General features: G+C 61.0%; 15 protein-coding genes and 1 pseudogene. 7 read left to right on the top strand and 9 right to left on the bottom strand.

From position 1 onward, the window contains the following. Nucleotides 1-23: 23 nt before the first annotated feature. Together WGT02_RS05900 and WGT02_RS05895 are read left to right on the top strand one after the other, a co-directional pair. A complete protein-coding gene (locus WGT02_RS05900; protein WP_024314275.1) occupies nucleotides 24-998 on the top strand; it encodes an L-threonylcarbamoyladenylate synthase in 975 nt (324 codons plus the stop codon). Between the two features lie 21 nt (nucleotides 999-1,019). After that, a complete protein-coding gene (locus WGT02_RS05895; protein ID WP_208248678.1) occupies nucleotides 1,020-2,465 on the top strand; it encodes an FAD-binding oxidoreductase in 1,446 nt (481 codons plus the stop codon). Here the strand turns inward: WGT02_RS05895 and WGT02_RS05890 are convergent. Continuing rightward, complete coding sequence (locus WGT02_RS05890; protein ID WP_024314277.1) at nucleotides 2,462-5,185, bottom strand: DUF1217 domain-containing protein; 2,724 nt, start codon at nucleotides 5,183-5,185, stop codon at nucleotides 2,462-2,464. The genes WGT02_RS05895 and WGT02_RS05890 overlap by 4 nt on opposite strands. Before the next feature lie 298 nt (nucleotides 5,186-5,483). Here WGT02_RS05890 and WGT02_RS05885 point away from each other — a divergent pair, with 298 nt between their 5' ends. Beyond that, nucleotides 5,484-6,050, top strand: coding sequence for a DUF6101 family protein (locus WGT02_RS05885; RefSeq protein WP_024314278.1), 567 nt, complete (start codon nucleotides 5,484-5,486; stop codon nucleotides 6,048-6,050). Between the two features lie 61 nt (nucleotides 6,051-6,111). Here the strand turns inward: WGT02_RS05885 and ubiA are convergent, their stop codons facing one another. The 5 genes from ubiA to WGT02_RS05860 all read right to left on the bottom strand — a co-directional run bounded on the left by ubiA (nucleotide 6,112) and on the right by WGT02_RS05860 (nucleotide 12,237). Beyond that, a complete protein-coding gene (gene ubiA / locus WGT02_RS05880) occupies nucleotides 6,112-7,071 on the bottom strand; it encodes a 4-hydroxybenzoate octaprenyltransferase (protein ID WP_024314279.1) in 960 nt (319 codons plus the stop codon). Between the two features lie 39 nt (nucleotides 7,072-7,110). After that, nucleotides 7,111-7,698: a hypothetical protein gene (locus tag WGT02_RS05875; protein ID WP_225039579.1), complete on the bottom strand. Its 588-nt coding sequence runs from the start codon at nucleotides 7,696-7,698 to the stop codon at nucleotides 7,111-7,113. Between the two features lie 195 nt (nucleotides 7,699-7,893). Next, nucleotides 7,894-8,475, bottom strand: a complete 582-nt coding sequence (locus tag WGT02_RS05870) for a histidine phosphatase family protein (protein WP_024314281.1) — start codon at nucleotides 8,473-8,475, stop codon at nucleotides 7,894-7,896. Nucleotides 8,476-8,532: 57 nt separating this feature from the next. Further along, nucleotides 8,533-9,792 carry a cyclopropane-fatty-acyl-phospholipid synthase family protein gene (locus WGT02_RS05865; RefSeq protein WP_024314282.1) on the bottom strand — a complete coding sequence of 420 codons (1,260 nt, stop codon included), beginning with the start codon at nucleotides 9,790-9,792 and terminating at the stop codon, nucleotides 8,533-8,535. Nucleotides 9,793-9,927: 135 nt separating this feature from the next. Further along, complete coding sequence (locus WGT02_RS05860) at nucleotides 9,928-12,237, bottom strand: Tex family protein (RefSeq protein WP_208248680.1); 2,310 nt, start codon at nucleotides 12,235-12,237, stop codon at nucleotides 9,928-9,930. Between the two features lie 204 nt (nucleotides 12,238-12,441). On the opposite strand from WGT02_RS05860, the gene glyS reads away from it, so the two are divergent. Further along, nucleotides 12,442-14,670, top strand: a complete 2,229-nt coding sequence (glyS, locus tag WGT02_RS05855; RefSeq protein ID WP_208248684.1) for a glycine--tRNA ligase subunit beta — start codon at nucleotides 12,442-12,444, stop codon at nucleotides 14,668-14,670. Between the two features lie 83 nt (nucleotides 14,671-14,753). Here the strand turns inward: glyS and WGT02_RS05850 are convergent, their stop codons facing one another. Then, nucleotides 14,754-15,194: a YqaA family protein gene (locus WGT02_RS05850; protein WP_024314285.1), complete on the bottom strand. Its 441-nt coding sequence runs from the start codon at nucleotides 15,192-15,194 to the stop codon at nucleotides 14,754-14,756. Between the two features lie 96 nt (nucleotides 15,195-15,290). Here WGT02_RS05850 and WGT02_RS05845 point away from each other — a divergent pair, with 96 nt between their 5' ends. Next, on the top strand, nucleotides 15,291-15,797 hold the full coding sequence (locus WGT02_RS05845; protein ID WP_024314286.1) for a DUF523 domain-containing protein: 507 nt from the start codon (nucleotides 15,291-15,293) through the stop codon (nucleotides 15,795-15,797). Nucleotides 15,798-15,876: 79 nt separating this feature from the next. Here the strand turns inward: WGT02_RS05845 and WGT02_RS05840 are convergent, their stop codons facing one another. Then, entirely contained in the window at nucleotides 15,877-17,694 is a 1,818-nt protein-coding gene (locus WGT02_RS05840; RefSeq protein WP_208248685.1) for a methyl-accepting chemotaxis protein, read from the bottom strand. A gap of 294 nt (nucleotides 17,695-17,988) precedes the next feature. On the opposite strand from WGT02_RS05840, the pseudogene WGT02_RS05835 reads away from it, so the two are divergent. Next, nucleotides 17,989-19,522, top strand: a pseudogene (locus tag WGT02_RS05835) (winged helix-turn-helix domain-containing protein); the annotation flags it as partial. Nucleotides 19,523-19,646: 124 nt separating this feature from the next. On the opposite strand, the gene WGT02_RS05830 reads toward WGT02_RS05835, so the two are convergent. Next, the gene (locus WGT02_RS05830; RefSeq protein WP_024314287.1) at nucleotides 19,647-20,111 is read right to left on the bottom strand and encodes a plant virulence effector HPE1-like domain-containing protein; all 465 of its coding nucleotides are present in this window, start codon (nucleotides 20,109-20,111) and stop codon (nucleotides 19,647-19,649) included. Nucleotides 20,112-20,434: 323 nt separating this feature from the next. Here WGT02_RS05830 and WGT02_RS05825 point away from each other — a divergent pair, with 323 nt between their 5' ends. After that, entirely contained in the window at nucleotides 20,435-21,775 is a 1,341-nt protein-coding gene (locus WGT02_RS05825) for an FAD-binding oxidoreductase (protein ID WP_208248687.1), read from the top strand. Nucleotides 21,776-21,845: the final 70 nt, after the last annotated feature.

Genomic DNA, 21,845 nt, shown 5'->3' with positions numbered 1-21,845 from the left:
CCCGACAGCAATCCGGGCGGCGCATGGCACGATCGATCGACATCACGAAGGACAGGCAGCAGGCTATCGAAGCCGGTTGCGCAGTACTTGGCGCGGGATTCCCGATAGCAATCCCGACGGAAACCGTCTACGGGCTCGCCGCCGATGCCACCAATCCGATCGCGATCGCCCACATCTACGAGACCAAGGGACGCCCGCGCTTCAACCCGCTCATCTGCCACATGGCCGATCTTGCCATGGCGGAAAGACACGCGGCGTTTGACCCCGTTTCGCGCGCGCTGGCCGAAGCTTTCTGGCCAGGCCCGCTGACGCTCGTGCTGCCGCTGAAGCCGGAGAGCGCCATTCATTCGCTCGCAACTGCGGGTCTCGATACCGTCGGCATCCGTGTTCCGAAAGGCTTTGCAGGCGAACTGATCCGCGCCTTCGGGCGACCGCTCGCCGCGCCCAGCGCCAATACGTCAGGCAAGATCAGTGCGACGAGCGCTGCCCATGTCGACGCCGATCTCGGCGAGCGCATCAGGCTGATCCTCGATGCCGGTGCGAGCACCGTCGGTGTCGAGTCCACGATCGTCAAGGTCGAGGACGGCAAGCTCAGGCTCCTGCGACCCGGCGGTTTGCCGGCGATTGAGATTGAGCGTGTGGCAGGGCAAAAGCTTCTGAGATCCAAGAAGGCCTCGGCGGCCATCGAGGCGCCGGGAATGCTGGCATCCCACTATGCGCCCGGCGCAACTGTCCGGCTGGACGCAACCCGTGTCGATGCCGGCGAGGCGTTGATTGCCTTCGGCAAGACGTCTGTTGCCGGCGCCGAAGACGCCAGAATCGTCCTCAATCTCAGCCAGGACGGAGATCTTGCGGAAGCGGCGGCCAATCTGTTCGATTATATGAAGAGAGCCGATGCCAGCGGCGCCGCGACAATCGCCTTTTCAGCCATCCCCGACGAAGGGCTCGGCGAGGCAATCAACGATCGACTGCGCCGCGCCGCCGCGCCACGCGAATAAGCAAGAAGGATCAAGGTTTCGATGAGCAGCGTTTCCCCCGAACTTCTCGACCGTTTCGCCGCCATCGTCGGCGAGAAACACGCGCTTCGCAGCGAGGCGGATCTCGCGCCCCATCTGATCGAGAACCGCGGCCTATACCATGGCTCCTCGCCTCTCCTTCTCAAGCCTGGCTCCGTCGAAGAAGTGTCGGCGATCCTGAAGCTCGCAACCGAGACCGGAACTGCGGTCGTGCCTCAGACCGGCAATACCGGCCTCGTCGGCGGGCAGACGCCGCGCGAGGGCAAATCTGATATCATCATCTCGCTCGAACGCATGAACAAGATCCGCGATGTCGATCCGGTTGCCAATGTCATAGTCGCTGATGGCGGTGCGATCCTCGCTGATGTGCAGAAGGCAGCAGAGACGCACGGCAGGCTGTTCCCACTATCGCTCGGCTCCGAAGGCTCGTGCCGGATCGGCGGCAATCTTTCAACGAATGCCGGCGGCACGGCCGTGCTTGCCTATGGCAACATGCGACATCTCTGCCTCGGCCTCGAAGTCGTGCTGCCGACCGGCGAAATCTGGAACGGCCTGCGTCGACTGAAGAAGGACAACACCGGCTACGATCTACGCGACCTGTTCATCGGCGCGGAAGGCACGCTCGGCATCATCACCGGCGCGGTGCTGAAGCTGTTTCCGCAACCGCTTGGAAAACAGGTCGCGTTCGCGGGTGTTAATTCGGTCGAGGATGCCCTATCGTTCTTCAACCTTGCTTCCAGCCTTTGCGGCACGTCCCTGACAGGCTTCGAGCTGATGCCGCGTTTCGGCGTCGAGATTACCGCCCGCAACATCGAAGGCGTGCGTGATCCACTGGAATCGGCCCATCCCTGGTATGTGCTCGTCGATATTTCGACGTCCGATTCCCCCGAGACTGCCGAGCGCATGATGACGGCGCTGCTCGAGCATGGTTTCGAGGCAGGGCTGGTTCAGGACGCTGCAATCGCATCTTCGGTCGCGCAGCAGAAGGCGCTCTGGCATATGCGTGAGAGCATGTCGGACGCCCAAAAGCCGGAAGGCGGATCGATCAAGCACGACGTTTCCGTGCCGGTTTCGGCGATCCCGGCCTTCATGCGCGAGGCCGGGGATGCGGTCATGGCCGCCATGCCCGGCGCCCGCATCTGCGCCTTTGGCCACATGGGCGACGGCAATATCCACTACAACATTTCCCAGCCGGTCGGCGCGGACAAGCAGGCGTTTCTGGCACGCTGGCGCGATATGAACCACATCGTCCATGGCTTCGTACTGGCGCATGGCGGGTCGATTTCCGCAGAGCATGGGATCGGTCAGCTGAAGCGCGATGAACTGGCCTCGATCCGGCCGGCGATCGAAATGGAACTGATGCGCAGGATTAAGCGCGCCTTCGACCCGGCTGGCATCATGAACCCCGGCAAGGTTGTCAGTGTCGACCAGGCGTTGCCGACAAACTAGCTGCTCGTGCCGCCGTTGGTCAGAAGCTGCAGCGCCGGCGAACTGTTGGTATTGTTGGCGAGATCGTACATCGCGGTGAACCGCCGCAGCAGCTTGTCCACCTTCTTTGAGTCTTGAAGATCGTCGAGATTGACGAACTTCCCAAGCATGGAGAACTGCTTGGCGACATCCATGTTCGATACGCTGCTCGGCAGGCTGAAGGTGGTTGTGATCACCTGGAACAACGCCTTGTCGCCGAGGATCGTGTAGAGCGATGTGATATCAGGCGCGCTGCGGGCGAAATATAGCGCGAGGCGTACGCCGTCGTTCGTTTCGCCTTCCTGCGTTTCCAGCGTCTGCTGAACATACTTCTGCTGCGTCCGGTCTTCGGCACCCACGTTCTGGACCGCTCCGATCTTGGCGCGCGTCAGGTTGCCATCGGTATCGAAGTTGAAGTCCGAGACAATCTCCTTGAACTTCGATTCGGCTTTCGTGTTCAGGTAGCTCTTGGGATCAGACGGATCGGAGGTGAAAATCTTCCGCAGCGTCTCCTCGTCGTATTTCTTCGGGTCGAGACCGTTTGCGGTCAAGGCCAGGCTGGTCAGCTTGTCGTTCGACAGGAAGTCGTCGAGAGTGCTCACCTTCGCCATGCCCTTGGCGAAGGCATCGACGACCTTCGTCGCATCCTCGGAGGCTTTGTCCCTGAGCGGGCCATCGCTCATGCCCATCAGCGTGCGCGACTTATAGTTGGTCGCGTATTTCGCCATGACCGCGGACGGCAGCGGCTGTATTTCGGCAGATGCCTTGCCGTCTGCTCCGAAATTGAAGGCGCGAACCAGATTGGTGATCCGCTCGTCCTTCAGCGAGGCGACGTAGCCGTCGGGATCGTATGGGTCGCTCTTCAGCAGCTTGCGGAACATTGAGCGAGACACGTCTTGCTCCGTCAGCCCGTAGGCGCGAAGCGCCATATCATAGAGCTCAGGCAGGTCATCGTTCTTCCTGTCAAAGTCTGCGGCAGCGTTGGAGCGCAGAAAGTCATCGACCCTCTTGATATTGCCGTCAGTCATCCGCTTCTTGTAGTTTGCCACGGCTTCGTCGATCGCCTCGTCCTGCGCGTCTGCATATCGAGCGCCGTAGAACGTCGTCGTATCCATCAACTGTGTGCTCGATTGCGGGCCGGATGCGCTGGCAGCCGAACCATCGGCGGCAAAGCTGAATGCCGCGTTGAGCGTGCTCAAACCCCGGCTGGCGGCAAAGCTCGCGTCGGTCAGTATGCTTTTCAGATCCGCGTCGCTGACGCTTCCCGGAACTCCATAGACTGACCGTATGGTGTTCATCATCTGCCCATCGGCGATCAGGTTGTCGACATTGGAAATCGTCGGGATCACGGTCTGGAAGTAGGAGAGGTTGGCGCTGACTTGCGAACTCGTAGCCCGTGCCTGACCGATCGTTTGCGCACCTGCGCCATCGGCAACACTACCATCGGCCCGGAAATTGAAGGACGCATGGACGTCGTCGTAGCCCAGCAGGCTTGCGTAGCTCGCATCCGTCAAGACGCTGCGAAGATCCGCATCGCTGACGCTCTGGGGAAGGGAGTAGGCATCCCTGATGTAGTGGGTCAGCTGGGTATCGGCGATCAGGTCATCGACGTTGGTGATGCCGACGATTTTTGATTGGTAGTAGCTCGTCGTGTTTGCGGCCTGGTTGGACATCGCTTTCATCTGGTCCGACGTCTGCGCGACATAGGACGCCGCGGCCGAGTTGACGGTTCCGTCCGCGTTGAAATTGAAGCTCTGATTGACAACGCTGAAATCCATCAAACTTGCGTAGCTCGCATCGGTAAGCACGAGCCGGAGCGCTGCATTGCTGAAATCGTCCCCCATGCTGAAGGCCGTCTTGATATAGGACGTCAGCCGGCTGTTAGCGATCAGATCGTTGACGTTGGTGATCGTCCCGATCTTGGACAGATAGTAGGCCTTGTTGTAATCGGCAGCCGCTGCGGTGGTGATCGACGGGACAGTCAGATTATACTGTTCCATGACGGTGTTCTTCTGGGTGGCCGTCTGCGCCGCGCCGTTGACGGTACCGTCTGCGTTGAAGCTGAATTGTGCGGCAAGCGCCTTGTATTTGTCGTTGCCGTTGAGATTGACAAAGCTGTTGGGATCGCTGACGTCGCTCGTCAACACCTGCGCCAGGAAGTCCTTGGAAACGTAGGTGGGATCGATGCCGTAAGCTTTCAGAACATAGGTGCGGACCCGGCTGTCGCCGACGAGATCGGAAACGTTCTGCACGGCGTCTATCGCGTTGCTGTAGTATGTCGTTTCGGTCGCGGCGTTCTTGCCCTCGTCCGCGAACGACTGCGTATAGAGACCGATGAGATCGTCTTCCTGTGCGTCGCTCTGGGCGTCCGCCGCCGGCGTATTGAAATTGAAGGCGGCCGCGAATTCCTTGTAACGCGTATCCGAGAGCTTGTTGGCAAAGCTGTTGGCGTCGGTCAGGTCACTTTCCAGGACCTTTTTCATGAAGGCCTTCGCGTAGGTCATGTCATCGAGGCCGTAGGCCTTCATCGCATAGCTGTAGAGCCTGTAGTCGCCGAGGAAATCGTCTACGTCTTTGACCTTGTTGATGTTGTCGTCGTAGTACTCGGCATCGCGCTTGACCGTGGCCTGCGATGCGACGCGGTCCAGGCTTTGCTTCATGTTCCCTGACAATATGTTGTAGGCCATCGAAGCAGAGATCATAACGTGCCCTTTTCCGGCAAAGTCTTCAAATTATGACAGAGTGGTTGGCGGCATTCTGCGATAAAAAGCTTACCCGAGACTTACTCGCACCGCGTTGCAAAACGGCACATCCGCCGTTCACCCTCCGGAAACCTTGCCGGCTTCGGTTTTGATAACCATCCACCGAGGCAAAGTTTTCTTAACCGCGATTTTTAAGTTGTCCGGAACAGCCGCCGCCTATTGTCGAGCCATAGAGGGCGAAAAGCCCCGAGGAGAAGACCGGAAGCCGGCTCTCAGGTAAGACAAGGGTAGAATGAACATGAACAACACCGTTATGAAGCCCGTGTGGGCTGGAACGACACTGCGTCTCGATCCGTCTCGCTTTCCCCAGCAGGTCAGCTACGCCATCCATGACTCCTCAAGTGACGTGAGCATAACGATCGACGAACGTGGCGCGATCCTGCGCAAGGTTCTTCCCTCGAGCGGCCTGCCGCTTTCGATCGCCCTTCCCAAGCGCGCCTTCAAGGGCGTTGCCGCCCGCGCCATCGACCATGGTGACGGCGAAGTCACCGTCACCCTGGAACTTCACCACGAAGATCCCGATCTCTGTGTCCCGTTGCTGGTCGCCCATGATCTCTCCGACATAGCCGCCGACTGGCGCGGCTGGTCGGAGGCCTTCCGCATTCCGATGCTGATGGTCGAGGCCGACGGGGTTGCACGTCCACTGGAAGAACATCTCGGCGACCTGCGCACCAGCGCGTTGAAGCCGCGCCGCCGCCACTCCTACTTCGCCAACCGCCGCCCGCGCTTCCTCGTGCGCCGCACAACCGGTAAGCTCGGCGTCGCCATGAAGATCGAAGGCAAGGAAATCATCGCCCGCAGCTGAGCGGTGCGGCGTTTCAAATCATCAATGCCCGGCCTTTGTGCCGGGCATTGTCGTTTTCGCCTCAGGGCAGGACGAAGAGAAGCGAAAGAAAGAGGCCGAGAAAGATGATCAGGCCAACGCGATTGTTGGACTTGAACAATGCCAGGCACTGATCGCCGTCGTTGATATCCAGCGTTACGATTTGCCAGGCAAACATGCCGGCCGCAATGAGCAGACCGAGATAGGCAAATAGGCCGACGCCTGCGACCAGGAAGGCGCAGAAGGCGAGCACAAGCGTCAGACCATAGAGGCCGACCAGCCACTGTTTCGTCTTGTCGCCGAATAACCGCGCGGTGGAACGAACGCCGATCAGCTCATCGTCTTCCTTATCCTGGTGGGCGTAGATCGTGTCGTAACCGATCGTCCAGACCACCGAGGCGACGTAGAGGAGGATCGGCGCCAGCGAAAGGCTGCCGAAGATCGCCGCCCAGCCCATCAAGGCGCCCCAGGAGAAGGCAAGGCCAAGGAAGAACTGCGGCCAGTCCGTGAAGCGCTTGGCAAAGGGATAGAGCGCCACAATGGCGAGCGAGACGACGCCGAGGATGACCGAGAACCAGTTAAGCTGCAGCACGACCAGCAGCCCTACCAGCGCCTGCAGGACGATGAACACCTTCGCCTGCGTGCGCGTGACCCGGCCCGACGGCAGCGGACGTGAGCGGGTACGCGCCACTTCCATGTCGATCTTGTGATCGACAAGATCGTTGTAGGTGCACCCTGCGCCGCGCATCGCGACAGAGCCGATGAAATACAGCACGAGATGGAAAATCAGCTCTCCGCCGGAGAACTGGCCAACATAAGCCGCCGCATTCGCGGCCATAGCCGCTGACCAAAAGCAGGGCCACATCAAGAGCTGCCAGCCGATCGGCCGATCCCAGCGCGCAAGCTGCGCATAGGGCCAGAGCCAGGGAGGCAGGACCCGATAAACCCAGTTGTTCGAAGGCGCATCCGCAACGCGCCCGTTTATTCCGCCGATCTGTTGCATGCCGCCATCTAGCGATCGGTTGAAGCACGGGTCAAGCCGTCATGCGGCCGCACCGCTAAACTCCTTAGAGCCCTGCTCCGCGGAAATGTAAACGCGGGCAAGAACAACCGCGGCATAGCTCACGCCAACTGCCTGATGGAATGCAGCAGTCGCCGAGACGGCGAGGATAAGGATGTTCGGTTTTCCATCGACCAACAGCAATGGCGAGGTCGCAAACCGGTACGCAACCACGATGAGCAGCATCGAAAGGACCACCGGCAAAATGATCCCCGCGATGAGCCGACCGAACGTTGGGAAAAATCGAGCTATGCCACGCCGGAGAGCATCTACAAGCGATGTCCCAAGACCGGTGATGCTCGAGGTCGGCCAGGTTCCCAATAGCGACAGTACCAGTGCGTAAACAATCAACGTAGCGGAAGCAAAGATCAGCACGCTTGCCGACACACCTATCTGCGAGGGCAAAAACATGAACACCGGCAGCGAGATGACGAGCGCGCCTACCAGGAGCGCTGCCGTCTTCAGAAAGTAAGGAATTGTTTTGGCGAAGCCTGCGCGCTTTCCAACCTCACCGAACGGTCCGGCGTAGAGCACCGCTCCTTGAACACACATTGCGAGATAGCTCCACATGAAGGTTGTCGCTCCGCTGGACGTCGTTCTACTGGAGAGCCGTCGACAAGCGCGATCGTAGCGATGACCACCGTCACGTACATAGCCCGGTTTCTACCGATAATGCTGAAAGTCTCGCGTAGCATCCCACGCTCCCCTCGCGCCTCAACTGTCGACACTCAATCTGAGTCGGAACTGCGCGTCAAAGTCGTATTGCTAAATGCCATTCCAACGCCGGATCACCGGCTCCGCCAGGTCGTGCTCGTAGCCGAGAACGCTGATGCTTGACGTGTCGAGGATGAAGCGCGCGCCGTCCGTCGGCGACAGTCCTAGCCAGCGAGCGCCAAGCACGCGAAGGAAATGCGAGCTGGAGAAGATCAGGATCGGGGCATTGGCCTGCTGCAGTTCCGATATGATCCGGTCGGCTCTTGCGCCGACGTCCTGCGCCGCCTCGCCTTTCGGGCAGCCATCGCGAAACAGCTGCCAGCCGGGTCGGGTTGCAAGGATTTCCTTGGTCGTGATGCCCTCATAGGCGCCGTAGTCCCATTCGGCGAGATCGTCCTTGACGATCGCGCTGGCGCCAAAGCCGGAGAGTTCGCAGGTTTTGCGGGCGCGCTGCGACGGGCTGGACCACACAGCGGTGAAGCGCTTGTCCGCAAGGCGCGGACCGACCTGGCGCGCCGCCGCTTCACCATTTTCTGTCAGAGGAATATCGCTGCGGCCGGTGTGTCTTCCGGAAAGGCTCCATTCCGTTTCGCCGTGCCGGACGAGATAGATCTCGGGAAACGCAATGCTCATGTGTCGGCCCCTTTCCAGAAAAGAAAAGGCGCGGTGGGTGCCGCGCCTTCCTGGTGATCACAATATAACCTTTTCGAGCGGCGGACGCGTCGCCTCGAATTCCTTCAACTTCGCCTCGTTCTGCGCGATGTAGTTGCGATTATCCGGCGTGGAAAACTGGTTCTTGGAAATCTGGATCTGCATGACGAAGAGTTCGTCCCAGCGGAAGCCAATTTCCGAGCCGGCCAGATAAAACTCCCACATGCGGAAGAAGCGCTCGTCGTAAAGGGCGACAGCCGCGGCCTTGTTCACCACGAAGCGCTCGCGCCAATGGCGGAGCGTTTGGGCGTAGTGAAGCGGCAGCACTTCCACGTCGCGCACCAGAAGACCGGCCTTCTCGATCGCAGGGATCGTCTCTCCGATCGAGGGGATGTAGCCTTGCGGGAAGATATACTTTTCGATGAAGGCGTTGGTCGCGAAGCTCGGCTTCGGTCGGGCAATGGAATGCAGGACCATGACGCCGTCATCGGCCAGCAACGCGTGCACCTTCTTGAAGTACTTGTCGAAGTTGCCGATGCCGACATGCTCGAACATGCCAACCGAGACGATACGATCGAACTTCTGACCGGTCATCGTCCGGTAGTCCTGCAACTCGAAGCGGACACGGTCGGCCAGACCGCGCTGTTTCGAACGCTCGCGCGAGATCTTCAGCTGCTCTTCGCTGAGCGTGATGCCGGTGACATCGAGGCCGGGCGCGGCTTCCGCCAGATACATGCCCATGCCGCCCCAGCCGGAGCCGATCTCAAGCACGCGCTGGTTCGGTTCCAGCAGGAGCTTGGCGGCAATGTGGCGCTTCTTGGCAACCTGCGCCTCCTCCAGGCTGATGCCCGGCGGGTCGTAGTAGGCGCAGGAATACTGCCAATCCTGGTCGAGGAAGAGTTCGAACAGCCTTTCGGACAGATCGTAGTGGTGTGCGACGTTGCGCTTGTTGCGATTGACCGGCAGACGGCTTTTCAGCTGTTGAAGAGCGATGCGGCTGATCAGAAGGGCCGCCATCGGGATATCGAAGATTTCGTTGGTGGTGTTCTGTTTCACCATCTCCAGGAAATCGTAGATGCTGCCGTGTTCAAGTATGAACCGGCCCTCCATGTACATTTCGCCGAGCTTGAGGGTGGGGTCGCGGCGGATCAACTTCTCCGCCTCCTCGTCGGCAACGCGAACGACGACCAGATCACCAGTACCGTCGCCAATCATATGCCTCTCGCCATTGGCGAGTGTGAGCTTCAGGTTACCCTTGCGGATAAGTTTTTTGACAATCGATAAGAAAGCCGACGCCATTGATAAGGCCTCGCAATGTGACAGGACAGTCCGATCAACTTAGTATCTATCATCCGCCTTACAAGCGCCGTATTTCGCACCTCGGCAACATGGTCGCCGATGTGTGACATTTTTGCAAATGCGTCTGCTAAGCGCTTATTTTCGCTTCATCGCTTCGGCCAACGCAGCTCCAAAGGCGCCATGGCTCTCCGGCTTTGAAGGGGCCGCGCGTCGGTCGTTCTGGCTGCGCACCGGCTGGTTTCCACGCGACTCACCACGCGGCGCCGAAGGCTGCGAACCGTCGTCCTTTCTCATCGACAGACCGATGCGTTTACGCTTGGCATCGACCTCCACGACGCGAACCTTGACGACGTCGCCGGCTTTCACAACCTCGTGAGGATCTTTGACGAAGCGATCGGCGAGCTGGGAAACGTGAACCAATCCGTCCTGATGTACGCCTATGTCGACAAAAGCGCCAAAGGCCGCGACGTTGGTGACCGTGCCTTCCAGCATCATGCCGGGCTTGAGATCAGAGACCTCGTGAACGCCTTCGGCGAAGGTCGCGGTCTTGAAGCTCGGGCGCGGGTCGCGGCCGGGTTTTTCCAGTTCGGCGAGAATGTCCTTCACCGTCGGCAGGCCGAATTTCTCATCGATGAACCTACCCGCATCGACCGCCTTTAGGACAGCGCTGTCGCCCATCAGCGAGCGCAGGTCGCGACCGCAGGCGGCAACGATCTTCTTGGCAACGCCGTAGGCTTCCGGGTGGACCGAGGAGGCGTCGAGCGGCTCCTTGCCATCGCGAATGCGCAGGAAGCCAGCGCATTGCTCGAATGTGCGCTGGCCGAGGCGCGCGACTTTCAGGAGATCGCGGCGGGTCTCGAAGCGGCCTTCGCTGTCGCGGTGCTTGACGATCGCCTCGGCGATCGAGGCGCCAACGCCGGAGACGCGGGAGAGCAGCGGCGCGGAGGCGGTGTTGAGATCGACGCCGACGGCATTCACCGCGTCTTCGACGACGGCATCCAGCGAGCGTGACAGCTTCTGTTGGTCGACATCGTGCTGATACTGGCCGACGCCGATCGATTTGGGCTCGATCTTGACGAGTTCGGCCAGCGGATCCTGCAGGCGGCGCGCGATGGAAACGGCACCGCGCAGCGATACGTCGAGGTTCGGGAACTCCAGTGCCGCTGTTTCCGAGGCGGAATAGACCGAAGCACCGGCCTCCGAGACGATCACCTTGGTCGGCTTGGCGCCTGGCAGTTCGGCGAGCATGTCGGCCACCAGCTTTTCCGTCTCGCGGCTGCCGGTGCCGTTGCCGATCGAGATCAGCTCGACATTGTGCTTGCGGATCAGCGAGGCAAGTTCGACCTGCGCACCGCGCACGTCATTTCTCGGCTGGAAGGGATAGACGGTGGACGTCGCGACCACCTTGCCGGTCGCATCCGTGACGGCGACCTTGACGCCGGTGCGGATGCCCGGATCAAGGCCCATGGTCGGGCGCGAACCGGCGGGCGCTGCCAGCAACAGATCCTTGAGATTGCGGGCGAAGACGTGGATAGCCTCTTCCTCGGCGCGCTCGCGAAGCTCGCGCATCAAGTCGAGCGACAGCGACATTGAGAGCTTGACGCGCCAGGTCCAGCTCGCGACCTCCATCAGCCAACGGTCGCATGGGCGACTGTTGCCGATTTCGTAGGCCGCTGCAATCATGCGCTCGACCGGCTTGTTGGGCGATGCGGTCTCGACATCCGCGTCGATCGTCAGCGTCAGCACCTCCTCGTTCCAGCCGCGCAGCATGGCCAGCGCGCGGTGACCGGGGGCGGTTGCCCAACGTTCGGAATGGTCGAAATAGTCGGAGAACTTCTCGCCCGATGCCTGCTTGCCGTCGACCACCTTGGCCTTCAGCAGGGCCGCGTTGCGCATATGGGCGCGCAACTTGCCAAGCAGATCGGCATTTTCGGCAATGCCTTCAGCGACGATGTCGCGCGCGCCTTCGAGTGCCGCCTTCACATCCGGCACATCGGCGGTGATGTAGCCTTCCGCCAGCATCGCAGGCTCCTTCGAGCGATCGGTTAGGATGGCTTCTGCCAGCGGCCCGAGGCCACGCTCACGGGCGATCTCGGCGCGGGTGCGGCGCTTCGGCTTGTAGGGGAGATAAAGATCTTCGAGCTCGGCCTTGGTGCCCGCCTTGGCGATCTTTGCCATCAACTCGTCGGTCATCTTGCCCTGGCCGGTGATGGATTGGACGATGGTGTCGCGGCGAGCTTCCAGTTCGCGCAGATAGACCAGGCGCTCGGCGAGATTGCGCAGCTGCGTATCGTCCAGGCCGCCGGTCACTTCCTTGCGATAACGGGCGATGAAGGGCACCGTTGCTCCCTCGTCCAGCAGCTCGATCGCCGCCTTGGCCTGATCGGGCCGGACGTTGATTTCGGAAGAGATGACAGCGGCAAGCGAGCGAAGGTCAGCGGCCATGAGAGTTCCTGCGTTTCACGAAAGTTGCGGGACCATAGCGGCGAAAAGCGGCAAGGCAATGCCCGACGTCCCTATCCACAGCAACATAGCACGGCCGGTGGCTGTTTTTGCGGTTGTGCTGACGCGGCATTCTTTGCTAGCAGAGGCGACCGTTTTCAGACCCGCCTTAGTGGCGCCTTCCCCACCGAAGGCAAGGAAAGTGACATGCCAGATCTGCTCCTAGAACTCCGCTCCGAAGAGATCCCGGCCCGTTTGCAGCGCAAGGCTGCCGGCGACCTGAAGAAGCTCGTCACCGATGCGCTTGTTGAAGCAGGACTGTCCTACGAGGGTGCGCGCGAATACTGGACGCCGCGCCGGCTGACACTCGACATTCGTGGCCTGACGGCGCGCTCCGCCGACGTGCGCGAAGAGAAGAAGGGCCCCCGCACCGACGCCAACGAGAAGGCGATCGAAGGCTTCCTGCGCGGCGCCGGCCTGTCCTCCATTTCCGAGGCGCAGATCCAGAGCGACCCGAAGAAGGGCGACTTCTACATCGCCGTCATCTCCAAGCCGGGCCGCGCCGCCGAAGCGATCATCAGTGACGTGATGCCCGGCATCATCCGCGATTTCCCCTGGCCGAAGCCGATGCGCTGGGGTGCTGCATCCGCCAAGCCCGGTTCGCTGCGCTGGGTGCGGCCGCTGCAGTCGATCGTCTGCACATTCGGCACCGAGCATGAGGAAACGGTTGTCATTCCGTTTTCGATCGACGGCATCGTCGCCTCCAACGTGACCTGCGGCCACCGCTTCCATGCGCCTGATGCCATCACCGTCAAGCGCTTCGACGATTATGTCGCCAATCTCGAAAAGGCGAAGGTCATTCTTGATGCCGATCGGCGCAAGGACATCATCCTGCACGACGCCCGCGACATCGCGTTTGCGAGCGGCCTTGACCTGGTCGAGGACGAGGGCCTGTTGGAAGAGGTCTCCGGTCTCGTCGAATGGCCGCAGGTGCTGATGGGAAGCTTCGAGGAAGACTACCTCTCGATCCCGGCCGACATCATCCGCCTGACGATCAAGACGAACCAGAAGTGCTTCGTGACGCGCCCGATCGGCAGCGACACGCTTTCCAGCAAGTTCATCCTCGTTTCGAACATCCAGGCGAGCGATGGCGGCAAGGAGATCATCCACGGCAACGGCAAGGTCGTGCGGGCCCGTCTTTCCGACGCGCTACACTTCTGGAAGCGCGACCAGGGCAATCTGCCGGACCTCGAAACGCTGGAAGCTTCGGCGAAGAAATTCGACCTCGACCTCTCCAAGCCGCTTGACCAGCGCATGGCCAAGCTCAACGCGCTCAACGTGACCTTCCACGCCAGGCTCGGAACGCAGGGCGCACGCGTGGAGCGCATCCGCGCGCTTGCGGCCAAGCTCGTCATGCAGATCGGCGCAGACTACAAGCTTGTCGACCGGGCCGTGGTTCTGGCCAAGGCGGATCTTCGCACCGAGGCCGTCGGCGAGTTTCCGGAACTGCAGGGCCTGATGGGCCGCCGCTATGCCGCGCTCCAGGGCGAGGACGCCTCGGTCGCAGCAGCGATCGAGGATCACTGGAAGCCGATGGGGCCGAACGACCGCGTTCCGGAGGACAAGATTGCGATCACCGTCGCGCTCGCCGACAAGCTCGATACGCTGACCGGCTTCTGGGCTATCGACGAGAAGCCCACCGGCTCCAAGGATCCCTTCGCGCTTCGCCGCGCAGCACTCGGCGTCATCCGCATCCTGCTCGAGCGCAAGGTTCGTATCCCGCTGCTAACGCCGATTGCCTCGCACATGGCGCGGATCGATGCAGATCTCCTAGACAGAGCATCCGCCGAAAAGAAGCTCCAAGGTGGCGACTACATGACAAGCAGTGCTATCGTCGGCGATGGGATGTCACGTCAACTCGACCTCCTCTCCTTCTTCCACGACCGCCTCAAGGTCTATCTGCGCGACCAAGGCGCGCGCTACGACCTGATTGACGCCGTGGTTACGCCCGAAGCCGACGATCTTCTGATGATTGCCCGCCGTGTCGAGGCGCTGACGGCGTTCATTACCTCGGAGGACGGTAAAAATCTCCTGGTCGGCACCAAGCGCGCCACGCAAATTCTGGCTGCCGAGGAGAAGAAGGGTACGGTGATCGCCGACGGCGTCTCCGAAAACCTCTTCCGCCTCGACGCCGAGAAGGAGCTCTTTGCCGCCATCACCACGGCTTCCGCGGAAGCCTCAACGGCCGTTGCAAAGGAAGACTTCCGCTCGGCGATGGAAGCACTCTCCAGGCTGCGCGCACCGGTCGACCGCTTCTTCGACGACGTGTTGGTCAATGACGAAGAGGCCGCCATTCGCGCCAATCGTCTTGCCCTGCTGCGCCTGATCCGCGAGGCAACCGGCACCGTCGCCGACTTCTCGAAGATCTCGGGCTAAGCTGCAACGCCGTAACATCTTGCGCTTTCTATCTAATTCCATCCTTGCTCAGAATTGATTGAAGGATGGAATTGGAACCTGCGTCAGCTCATCACGCCGAGAGTAGCGGCAGCGAGGACGCCGTAGCGCGCTGTTTTCGCGATGGTGACGAGCAACAGGAATATCGGAAACGGTTCGCGCAGCACACCGGCAACGACGGTGATGGGATCGCCGACCACGGGCATCCAACTCAGAAGCAACGACCACTTGCCGTAGCGGCGATACCAGCGTTGTGCCGTGTCGAGCGCGGGTTGGCTTACTGGAAACCAGCGTTTGCCGCGAAGGCGCTCGATGCCGACGCCGAGCAGCCAGTTGACGGCCGAGCCGAGGACGTTGCCAACGGTCGCCACCGCGATCAGCGCAAGGACCGGATACTGCTTCGCCAGGATGAGCACGACCAGTCCGGCTTCCGACTGCATCGGCAATATCGTGGCTGCCGCAAAGGCCACCAGGAAAAGACCGGCATAGACCGCAAGATCGGTCATGTCTTGTCCACGCCAATGCTTCGCTGCACTCTGTTCCCCTTCATTACGCCTGACTGCGGGCTGGCACTATCACGTCCTTGAGGCTATGCCAAAGCCATGAACAAGATTCTCGTCAGCGCCTGCCTCATGGGCCATGCTGTCCGCTATGACGGGCAGTCGAAGCCCCTTGCCCACCCCGCGATCGCGCGGTGGATCGAGGAAGGCAGGCTGGTAACCATCTGTCCTGAGATGTCGGCCGGAATGCCGGTGCCGCGTCCGCCCGCCGAAATCGAAGGCGGCGCCACGGGCGAGGATGTGCTCGCTGGCCGTGCGCGCGTCGTCGACATCACTGGCGGCGATGTGACGGAAGAGTTCGGGCAGGCGGCCGAAAATGCGCTGGCGCTCGCGACCGAAACCGGCTGCCGCTATGCGCTGCTGATCGACGGCAGCCCCTCCTGCGGCTCGGGCTTTGTCTATGACGGGACGTTCTCCGGACACAGGCAAGCGGGGAATGGCGTGACTGCCGCGCTTCTGAAGCAGGCTGGTATCGCCGTCTACTCCGATCGCGAAGTCGAGCAGCTTGTTGCAGGGCTCGCCGCCGACGAGGCCCACCACGCCGCCTGAGCGCTTCTGCTTGGCCTCCTCCATGCAAAACGACCGCCGGATCGCTCCGGCGGCCGTTCTTTTGTCTCGATGCCCAACCTCAGGCGGCGCGACGAGCCTGCACGGCATGGTCGTTGCTGCCGCCGACGCGGAAGCTGCGGATTAGGTTCAAGAGCTCGTCGGTATCGCTCGCCAGCGACTCTGCCGAAGCGGTCGTTTCCTCCGCCATCGCGGCGTTCTGCTGGGTTGCGGCATCGAGTTGGTTCATCGAGGACGAGATCGAACGCAGCGTCGTGTCCTGCTCGGAGGCGCTGTGGGCGATCTTGGCAACGATCTCGTTGGCAGCCTTGATCTGATCGGAGATGCGCTTTAGCGCCTCGCCCGTTTCGCCGACCAGGCGGACGCCGTGATCGACCTGACCGGACGAGCGGGCGATCTGATCCTTGATCTCCTTGGCAGCGGCGGCCGAGCGCTGTGCAAGTTCGCGAACTTCCTGAGCGACGACAGCGAAGCCCTTGCCGGATTCGCCGGCACGTGCAGCCTCAACGCCGGCATTCAACGCTAGAAGGTTCGTCTGGAAGGCGATGTCGTCGATGACGCCGATGATCTTGCCGATTTCGGCAGACGACTTTTCGATGCCGCTCATCGCTTCGATCGCTTCGGAGACAACGGCATCGCTGCGGCTCGCCTCGCCGCTGATGGCCTCGACGCGCTTGCTTGCCTCATGGGCGCCGTCAGCGGTCTGGCGGACCGCGACGGTCAGCTCATCAAGTGCTGCGGAGGTTTCTTCCAGGCTCGCGGCTTGGCGCTCGGTACGCTGCGACAGATCGTTGGAGGCGCGACGGATCTCTTCCTTGCTGACGGCAATGTCGCCGCCCTTGGCACTGACCTTGGCCATCGCGGCTTCGAGATGCGACAGAGCATCGTTGAAATTGTCGCGGAGGGCCGCGTATTTCTGGCCGAGATCGGCGCAGCGAACCGTCAGGTCGCCGCGCGCGATCTGTTCCAACGCCCGGCCGATTGTCGTGACGACATGGTTCTGGGCGGTCGTTTCGTCGCGCTGCAGGCGCTGGCTATTCTCGCGCTCGCCTTCAAGCGCCATCTGCTGGGCGGCCTCGCGCTCGGACATGGCGTGGCGCTCCTTCACCTTCTGCTGCAAAGACTGCGTCGCCTTGGCCATCATTCCGACTTCGTTGCTCATGTCGGCATGCGGAATGGCGAGCGTCACGTTCTCGTCGGCCACGGCCTTCAATGCCTGATGGACATCTTGCAGGGGCTTGGAGATGCCGCGGATGAAGTAGTAGGCGGCAGCGATGCCGGCGACGCCGACGATAACGCAGGCAATAAGCGCCTTCCAGACAGCGGCATTGATTTGCGCCTGCAGATCGTCGAGATAGACGCCGCTGGAAACGACCAGCTGCCAGGGTTCGAAGGCTGCCGAGTACGAGCCCTTCTCGAACAGCTTGTCTGCTGGCTGGCCGGGCTTGCTCCAGTAGTAAATCGTCCGGCCGCCGCCGGCTCTACCCTTGGCGACCATGTCCTTGCTCAAATAGGTGCCGTTCTGGTCCACCTGACCGCTCATGTCCTTGCCGATGTTATCCGGCTTCGGGTGGAAGCGCTGAACGACGTTGTAGTCATAGCCGAATAGATAGCCTGTTGGCTCGAACTTGACCTTCGAGAGAACCTTGAACGCTTCGGCCTGCGCTGCTTCGTGCGTCATCTCGCCTGATTTTTCGCGCTGGTAGTAGGAATCGAGAACTGAGATCCCGGACTCGACCTGCGTGCGCAGAAGGTCGAAGCGATCGTCGTAGATCACCTGCGACGTCGTCTTGATCTGAAAGTAGGTGGCAATGGCGAAAGCCGCCATGAGCACCCCCACGAGGGCAAAAAGTTGATGGGCGATCTTAAGCTTTTTCATTGAATGTCTCGCAAAATCGGTGGGTTCGGCAATTCCGGATCGGTGAACTCCCGACCTCTGCGCTGAACCGCGCTTGGCGACGACAATCATGCGTCTTCCGGCCTTCGTTGTTAGAATTAGAGTGGAGGGATTAACATTTGCCAAGTGGCGAGCCTCCCAGGATTGTCAAATGTAATCAGCGCATTCTTGCAGTTGGCGGAAATTTTGAACCAATTCGCCTCCATAGGTTGAAGTGATTTAGCAAAGGCACGTTGTCTCGTTTTCCGACCATGGTCGTTAGGCTATATTTCCCACATGGTGCAGCCTTCGCATGCCTTCGGCGAATTTGTCCTCGATCCCGGCTGCGGCCTCCTGCGCAACGGGCGGTCGGTGGCGCTCGGCCACCGCGGCATCGCGCTTCTTGAGGCATTGCTTGAAGCCCGAGGGACTGTCGTTTCCAAGGCTGCGCTGATGGAGCGCGTCTGGCCCGGAATCGCGGTCGAGGAAAGCAACCTCACCATCCAGGTCGCAGCACCACGCAAGGCGCTCGGCCCAGCGCCCGGGGGACAGGAGTGGATCGCCAGGTACCGCGCGTCGGTTACCGGTTCATCCGCGTCGATGCGGACACGAAAGCCGCTCTGCCAGCGCCGGAGGTGAGGCCTGCCCTCGCGGTCCTCCCCTTCAGCAATCTTAGCGGCGATCCAAGGCAGGACTCCTTTGCCGATGGGATCGCTGACGAGATCATCGCGGCACTCAGCCGCTTCCGGAGCTTTGCCGTGATCGCCCGGGACTGCTCCTTTGCCTACAAGGGCAATGCAACGGATGTGCGCAAGATCGCCGCGGAACTTGGCGTCAGCTACGTGCTCGAAGGCAGCATCCGGCAGTCGGGCACTCGGCTGCGCATCGTGGCCGAGCTTGTCGAGGGCCAAAGCGGCACGCATATGTGGGCGCAGACCTTCGATGGCGCTCTGGACGAGATATTCGACTTTCAGGATCAAATCACCGAGCGCGTCGCGACGCTGATCGAGCCGTTGATCCAGACGGCCGAGATCGAGCGATCGCGACGCGAACGTCCCGGAAGCGTGGCGACCTACGACATCTACCTGCAGGCACTGGCCAAGATCTCGAGCGAAACCGAAAGCGACAACGCGGCCGCCTATGCGCTTCTCATGCAGGGATTTGCCGCCGAGCCGGACAATGCACAGCTGCTTGCCCATGCTACATGGGGCGCTCGAGCATCGCTACACGATGGGCTGGCCGGCGCTCACCGACGACGATGTGCAGGCATGTGCCGCACTGGCGCGGCGAGCATTGGAGCACGGCGCCGGCGACGCGATGGTCATGGCCCATTGCGGCGTCGCCTTGATGCAGATGGCAAAGGATTACGACTGGGGCCTCGCCGTCCTTTAGGCGGCGGCTGAATCCAATCCCAACAATCCGATGGCCGTCGTCAGGGCCGGCGTCGGGCATCTTCATTGCGGTGACATCAGGGATGCGTTCAGGCACTTCCACAGAGCCAATCGCTTGACGCCGGGAGATCGCGGCGCGCATTTCTCGCTTTGCGGCATAGCGCACGCCCATGTGATCCTCGGAGAGTACGACCAGGCCGTGGCCTGGGCATCAAGAGCGCTTGCCAGCAATCCGAATTTCGAGGCAACGCTGTGGGTGCTCATTGCTGCGAGCGCGCATCTCGGGCGCATGGAGGAAGCCCATCGCCACCTTGCCGCGCTCAGACGCCTGACGCCTGACGCCTGATATCACGATTGAGCGCGTCCGCGCCGGTCAAGCGGGTAAGTATCCAGACCGCATCGCTGCCGTCCTCGACGGGATGAGATTAGCGGGTGTGCCCGCCGGCAAGGCCAACGAGATACGAAAAATGCGTCCCTGCTTCTCTCAGGGACGCATTTCATCCACCGCGGGGGTGGAGCCCGGTCGACCGAAACTTTGGTCAGGCTGGGGCAGGGAACTGGAGATCAGAGCCGAAGCTCGAAGGTGGAAACGTCCAGCGGGACCGTTTGTTCCTTCGGCGCACCTATCACGCTTGCAGCGATCGGCTTGACGTCACCACCGATCACAGCGGCCGTCGTCGAAGCGCGGTCGATATTGTCGGCAGGCGGTGCGGATGCCGTCATCGGCTCGGGCGGAGCCTTCGTGACGAACACGACGGGCGAGCCGCCCATCCAGCCCTCGGTGCGATAGAGCTTCTTCTCGCCATCGACGTCGCGGATTTCCGAGGATTGCAGCGAGCCGGGTGTGAGCGTCGGGACAACGTAGTCCCTCCTGCGCTCGACGGGTTCGAGCGCCGGGCAGCTTGGGCAGCTTTCTTGGCTGATGCTCCCGCCATTGGTGCGCGTGTCCTTGCCGACCACCTCGATCGAAGAGGCGCAGGCGGATCCCGCGGCAAACACAGCTATCGCAGCAAAGAAGACCTGACGCATGGAACACTCCGTCTCACGTTGAGAAGAGACTAGCGCGCCTTTGTTTCCATCCCGTCAGGGGAAAGGGTAAAAATTTAGGGAACTGACCCGATTTCGCGTCTTGCTCACGCTTTTTTGCACTGTTCGGTAGCACATGCCAACCTCTGACCGCTTCTGCGCTCAAAAGCGGCTGAACGCTCCATTGGCTCACATGAAGCGTAACACGATGCGACGCGAAACCATCTCGATAAATATACTGCCTGCCTCTCATTTTTTCGATCGGAGGATGTTTCTGGATCGGATCAGGATGTGCTAGAGGTTGTGCGAGGGTCGGGGGACGCAACATGTCCAACTTATTGCTGAAGGAACTTTCTTTAGCAGGGCACCGCTGCCCTGTCATCACGGCGGACCATCAGGATTATGATCGCTATCGCAAAATATGGAATGGTGTCGCCGATCGGCGGCCTGCTGCGATCGTCCGCCCGCAGAGTGTAGATGACGTCCGGAAGGCCGTGCATGCAGCGGCTGCATCTCGCGCCCTGCTTGCGGTGCGCGGCGGCGGCCACAGTCTTGCGGGATTCTCAACCTGCGATGGGGGACTTGTTCTCGATCTATCGGACCTAGCTGCCGTCGCCGTCGATCGAGATACGCGCACGATCGAGGTCGGCGGCGGGGCACTACTAGGCGATCTCGATCGCGCGACAGTTCCTGAAGATTACGTGGTACCGGCGGGCGTGATTTCGCATACCGGTGTGGCAGGTTTGACCCTGGGTGGCGGCATGGGATGGGCCAGCAGGAGATATGGCCTTACCATCGACAGCTTGCTGGGCGCGGAGATCGTGACCGCGGCTGGCGACATCATTTGGGCAAGCGCAACATCTGAACCTGAACTCTTCTGGGGCATCCGCGGCGGCGGTGGCAACTTTGGCGTCGTCACCCGATTTAAGTTCAGGATGCATCCGCTGGGTTCCATCATAGTCGGCGAATGGAACTATCCGGCGGCCAACATGCGGCAAGCCCTACAGGCGCTGCGCGACCGCGCGCATGGCCAACCGCGCGACTTTACCCTCAACTTCACCGCGACAGCCACGGGTCTCAGCGTTACGGCAGTTTGGTCGGGGGATGCTGCCCTCGCTCACGCGGTTCTGTCACCATTCGGAGCGCTGGCTGATGGCGGCATCGGGAGCGTCGACAAGCTGCCCTATCTCAGCCTGCAGAGCCGCAACGACGAGCATCTTTGCTGGTCGCGACGGTATTATTGCAAGGGAGGATTCTGGTCCGATATCACCGATGAAGCAATCGACGCCTTACTGCTTTCCATCGCCGATGCACCAACGCCAGATTCCGAAATTTACGTGTTGCAGCTCGGAGGAGCGGTTGCCGATGTAGCGGACGAGGCAACTGCGTATACGGGAAGAGGCGCAAGCTACTACTGGCTTGCAGAGCCGGTTTGGGACGAGGCTGCCGATGACGATCGATGCATTGCCTGGGGGCGGATCACCGGCAAATCGCTTTCCACATTCTCGATGGCTGGGAATTACGTCAACGAGCAGGCCGATGCCGGCACGGTCGTAGCTTTAGATGCATATGGTCCGGACAAGTACCAGCGGCTTGCACGCCTAAAGACGCGGCTCGATCCGCACAATATGTTCCGCCTCAATCAGAACATCACCCCGCTGGCTTGAGTTCCTATTCACATCAAGGGTGCTAGGTCGTTCCAGGCTGCCCGCCAGGGCGTATCGAGACACAGAAGCA

This window comes from Rhizobium sp. T1470 (assembly GCF_042140505.1).
In the GTDB taxonomy this organism is placed as follows: Bacteria; Pseudomonadota; Alphaproteobacteria; order Rhizobiales; family Rhizobiaceae; genus Rhizobium; species Rhizobium favelukesii.
The sequence above is the reverse complement of the archived record's forward strand: the minus strand, read 5'-3'. Positions and strand labels throughout refer to the sequence as shown.

Coding starts and splice junctions, on each gene's coding strand:
- glyS (WP_208248684.1), top strand. CDS start 12,442: ATGCCAGATCTGCTCCTAGAACTCCGCTCCGAAGAGATCCCGGCCCGT.
- WGT02_RS05870 (WP_024314281.1), bottom strand. CDS start 8,475: ATGAGCATTGCGTTTCCCGAGATCTATCTCGTCCGGCACGGCGAAACG.
- WGT02_RS05900 (WP_024314275.1), top strand. CDS start 24: ATGGCACGATCGATCGACATCACGAAGGACAGGCAGCAGGCTATCGAA.
- WGT02_RS05865 (WP_024314282.1), bottom strand. CDS start 9,792: ATGGCGTCGGCTTTCTTATCGATTGTCAAAAAACTTATCCGCAAGGGT.
- WGT02_RS05885 (WP_024314278.1), top strand. CDS start 5,484: ATGAACAACACCGTTATGAAGCCCGTGTGGGCTGGAACGACACTGCGT.
- WGT02_RS05830 (WP_024314287.1), bottom strand. CDS start 20,111: ATGCGTCAGGTCTTCTTTGCTGCGATAGCTGTGTTTGCCGCGGGATCC.
- WGT02_RS05875 (WP_225039579.1), bottom strand. CDS start 7,698: ATGTGGAGCTATCTCGCAATGTGTGTTCAAGGAGCGGTGCTCTACGCC.
- WGT02_RS05860 (WP_208248680.1), bottom strand. CDS start 12,237: ATGGCCGCTGACCTTCGCTCGCTTGCCGCTGTCATCTCTTCCGAAATC.
- WGT02_RS05850 (WP_024314285.1), bottom strand. CDS start 15,194: ATGACCGATCTTGCGGTCTATGCCGGTCTTTTCCTGGTGGCCTTTGCG.
- WGT02_RS05840 (WP_208248685.1), bottom strand. CDS start 17,694: ATGAAAAAGCTTAAGATCGCCCATCAACTTTTTGCCCTCGTGGGGGTG.
- WGT02_RS05825 (WP_208248687.1), top strand. CDS start 20,435: ATGTCCAACTTATTGCTGAAGGAACTTTCTTTAGCAGGGCACCGCTGC.
- ubiA (WP_024314279.1), bottom strand. CDS start 7,071: ATGCAACAGATCGGCGGAATAAACGGGCGCGTTGCGGATGCGCCTTCG.
- WGT02_RS05845 (WP_024314286.1), top strand. CDS start 15,291: ATGAACAAGATTCTCGTCAGCGCCTGCCTCATGGGCCATGCTGTCCGC.
- WGT02_RS05890 (WP_024314277.1), bottom strand. CDS start 5,185: ATGATCTCTGCTTCGATGGCCTACAACATATTGTCAGGGAACATGAAG.
- WGT02_RS05895 (WP_208248678.1), top strand. CDS start 1,020: ATGAGCAGCGTTTCCCCCGAACTTCTCGACCGTTTCGCCGCCATCGTC.